Source organism: Streptomyces sp. NPDC045287 (assembly GCF_056432325.1).
In genome coordinates this window covers 1-1,469 of sequence record NZ_JBWKJG010000051.1, presented here as the reverse complement: position 1 = coordinate 1,469, position 1,469 = coordinate 1, and the positions used below count along the sequence as shown (strand labels likewise).

Here is a 1,469-nt window from a genome sequence, read left to right as displayed (position 1 = left end):
CAATACCGGTGATTTAGGTTGTTTTCGTTCGCCTGCTGGTTGGTTTGGTGGGTGGAACCGGTGTGACGGTGTGAGCCGGTGGTGGGGGTGGGTTGCGGTGGTGGGGGTGTTTGAGGTGCCAGTTGCTCATCTTGCGTTTGATGACGCGGGGGTTGGAGCGTCGTCTGCGGGGTGGCAGGAGTCGTTCGAGCAGCTCACGGGCAGTGTGACGGAGAGCCTGGGTCAGTCGTGAGGGGGGAAAGTGCCGCCTGGCCGGTGACGTGGCGGCGGGCGGCGTTGAGGGTGCGGGTGAAGGAGATCCGGTCGGGATCGAGGCCGGCTTCCTGGGCGGTCTGGTGCATGACGTCGCGCAGTGCGTGGTGGACGAGGAGGAATCCGTAGATCTCCTGCTCGACGCCGTCGGGATACTGCGAGCGCAGGACGAGCTGCCGGCCGCCCTGGTGGGTCTTGATCTCGTCCAGGGTGTTCTCGATCTCCCACCGCTGGTGATAGAGCGCGGCGAGCTCGGCGGCAGGTGCCTGGCCGGGGTCGCAGACGGTGGTGACCAGCCGGTAGACGGTGTCCTCGTCACGGCTGTCGAGCCGGTATTCGACGACGCGGACATGGGCCGGGTCACGGCGGTCGCGGTCGCCGGCGGCGACGATCTCGGACAGATAGGAGCCGTCGTCGAAGGACTGAAGGACCGGGAGGACGATGTTCTTGCGGACTCGCCACAACAGGTCCGCACCCGTGGCGGACGCGGCTTGCCACAGCTCGAAGCCGGTGATCCCGCGGTCTGCCATCAGCAGCATTCCCGGCCCGAGCCGGTCCAGCAGACTCGGGATCAGGTGCTGTTCATGGACCGCCAGCGGACCGGTCGCCGCGGCGAACACCGCATGCGTCCCGCATTCGACCAGCGCGGCCAGTCTGACCTGCGGATACGCACTGCGCTGCTGCCCCCGCCCCGAACCGGGCCGGCCGAAGAACTCGCCGTTGGCGTCGGTGTCCGGGACGTCGACGACGGTGCCGTCCACCGCGACCAGCCGCCACTGTCGATACCAGGCCCCCACCGTCTCCGGTGTGGCGACCGGACGACAGACCCGGTCGAACAGCACCTTCAGCGGCTCCGGCCCCAGCCTCCGTCGGGCCCGGCCGATCGCCGCCGTCGTCGGCACCCGCCACGGCTTCTCCCACCGCCGCACCCGCTCCAGCCCCTGCGTCAAAAGCCGGGCCACTTCCTCATAGCCCTGGCCGGAGAACAGGCACATCGCGAGCACGAAATACACCACCACCCGGGCCGGCAACAACCGCGAACGCTGTTCCACCCGCCCGCACTCCGCCACCACCTCATCCACCAACTCCGGCGGAAACACCCGCGTCAGCACACCCAGAGCGATCCGGTCCGACAACCGGCCACCCGACGACTTCACCTGCCCAGGCCTTGGCACACCACAACCAACGACCCACACCACTCAAAGTCACCGGTATTG

The 1,469-nt window shown here is 68.0% G+C and carries 1 protein-coding gene; it reads right to left on the bottom strand.

Translation table 11 applies throughout. The features are described 5' to 3' along the window. Nucleotides 1-194 precede the first annotated feature (194 nt). Nucleotides 195-1,427, bottom strand: a complete 1,233-nt coding sequence (locus tag AC07D6_RS33510; RefSeq protein ID WP_479050738.1) for an IS4 family transposase — start codon at nt 1,425-1,427, stop codon at nt 195-197. Nucleotides 1,428-1,469 lie beyond the last annotated feature (42 nt).